This is a genomic window from Helicobacter mehlei, from assembly GCF_003660265.1.
In the GTDB taxonomy this organism is placed as follows: Bacteria; Campylobacterota; Campylobacteria; order Campylobacterales; family Helicobacteraceae; genus Helicobacter; species Helicobacter mehlei.
Window position 1 is genome coordinate 1 of sequence record NZ_QXQP01000049.1, and the last position, 2046, is coordinate 2046.

Here is a 2046-nt window from a genome sequence, read left to right on the forward strand (position 1 = left end):
GGGCTAGAAACAGCAAGATAAATTCTATAATATCCTATAATTCTCTATAAATTTTTTATATGATTTTAAGTTTCTAGGTGCTACTATGTTGGCATGAATAATTTACTATCCATAGGACAAGCGAGTAAGGTTTTAGGTGTCAGCATCCAAACTTTAAGAAATTGGGAGAAAAAAGGCTTACTAAAACCCGACAATTACACAAAGGGGGGTGAGCGTAGATACAAGCTAGAGAGCCTTAAAAATATTAACAAGAATATCGTTTTTCATAACGATAACCGCAAAACCATCGCTTATGCCCGTGTTTCTAGTGCCGACCAAAAAGAGGATTTGATCCGCCAAGTGCAGGTTTTAGAGCTGTATTGTTCTAAGTTAGGCTTTAATTACGAAGTGATCCAAGACTTAGGCTCGGGAATGAATTACTATAAAAAAGGCTTAACCAAACTTCTTAACCTTATCCTAGAAAGCCAAGTCAAAAGGCTTGTTTTGACCCATAAAGACCGCTTATTGCGTTTTGGAGCAGAGCTAGTGTTTGCCATTTGTGAGGCTAAAAGTGTGGAGGTGATCATCATCAATCAAGGCGGTGAAAATGTCCGCTTCGAGGAAGAGCTAGCCAAAGATGTGTTAGAGATCATCACCGTATTCTCAGCTAGACTTTATGGAGCACGCTCAAAGAAAAACAAACAACTTTTAGAACAAATGCAGGCAGTGGTAGAAAGCAATGATAGCAAAAGCGATGCTTTTGTCCCACAAAATTGAATTAACCCCCAATAACAAGGCACAAACCCATTTTAAAAAAGCCTTTGGGTGCGCTAGGTTGGCCTATAATTGGGGGCTGGCTAAATGGAGAGAAAGCTACAAAAACGGCATTAAATCTAACCACTTTGCCCTAAAGAAAGAGTTTAATGCTCTTAAAAAAGAGAAATTTCCTTTTGTCTATGAAGTGTCAAAATACGCCACAGCTCAGCCCTTTACACACTTAAACCTAGCCTTTCAAAAATTCTTTAAAGACCTAAAGCTTGGCAAGGTCAGTTACCCAAAATTTAAAAAGAAAAGAGAATATCAAGGGAGTTTTTACATCGGCGGCGACCAAATTAAAGTTATTCAAGGCGATAAAAAAGACTATCTAAAAATTCCTAACTTGCCTAAAATCAAAATGACTGAAAAACTACGCTTGCAAGGCAAAATCAACGGGGCGACCATCACACAAAGAGGCGACAAATTTTATGTTTCAATCCAAATAGACACCACACAAGAGGAGTTTAACCGCACGCAGTTGCCCATAAAGAATAACCACACGCTAGGCGTAGATACCGGGATTAAAGCCTTTGCTAGTCTATCTAATGGCTTACAAGTCCAAGCACCTAAGCCACTAAATAGACTGACAAGGCGGCTTAAAAGACTTGCAAGGCAACTTGACAAAAAGCAACACCCGAAAACCAAGGGCGATCGCACCAAGAAGTCTAACAATTATCTTAAGGCTGTTTTGCGCCTGAATCGATTACACACCCGTATAACCAACACCCGTAAGGACTTTTTACACAAGCTCAGCACAGCCCTAGTGCGGCACGCTAAAGTCCTTTGCTTAGAGAGTTTAAAGGTTAAGAATATGCTGAAAAACTCTAGGCTAGCTAAAGCCCTTAGCGATGTCAGCATATCCACCTTTAATACACTTTTAGACTACAAGGCGAAATACTATGGGCGGGAGATTTTACGAGCACATACCTTTTACCCAAGCTCTAAAACTTGCTCTGGCTGTGGGAGTATCAAAAAGGATTTAAGTCTAAACGATAGAGTGTATCAATGTGGGGCGTGTGGTGTGGTGATTGATAGAGATTTTAACGCTAGCATTAATCTAGTGAAGCATTTAGTAAGTGGAGTTCCCACTGAATTTACGCCTGCGGACATGACGGCAATGCTTGGCGACTTGGCAACAAATCGCCTAGCAACCAGCATGGTGGAAACAGGAATGCAACAGAAACCGCTAAAAATTTTTTGTTGATATAATTTTATAGGATTTTATGCGGTTTTATAGGTTTGTAAGAACGG

2 protein-coding genes are annotated in these 2046 nt (G+C 40.0%); both read left to right on the forward strand.

Features of this window, described 5'->3' with window-relative positions; all coding sequences use genetic code 11:
• The first annotated feature begins 93 nt into the window (after positions 1 to 93).
• Positions 94 to 756, forward strand: coding sequence for an IS607 family transposase (locus tag EAO36_RS08120; protein ID WP_120955993.1), 663 nt, complete (start codon positions 94 to 96; stop codon positions 754 to 756).
• Entirely contained in the window at positions 734 to 1999 is a 1266-nt protein-coding gene (locus EAO36_RS08125; RefSeq protein ID WP_120955994.1) for an RNA-guided endonuclease InsQ/TnpB family protein, read from the forward strand. The genes EAO36_RS08120 and EAO36_RS08125 overlap by 23 nt, the downstream gene beginning before the upstream one ends.
• Positions 2000 to 2046 lie beyond the last annotated feature (47 nt).

Bases quoted from the DNA above. Each gene is read 5' to 3' on its own strand.
- EAO36_RS08120 (WP_120955993.1), top strand. From the start codon at position 94: ATGAATAATTTACTATCCATAGGACAAGCGAGTAAGGTTTTAGGTGTC.
- EAO36_RS08125 (WP_120955994.1), top strand. From the start codon at position 734: ATGCTTTTGTCCCACAAAATTGAATTAACCCCCAATAACAAGGCACAA.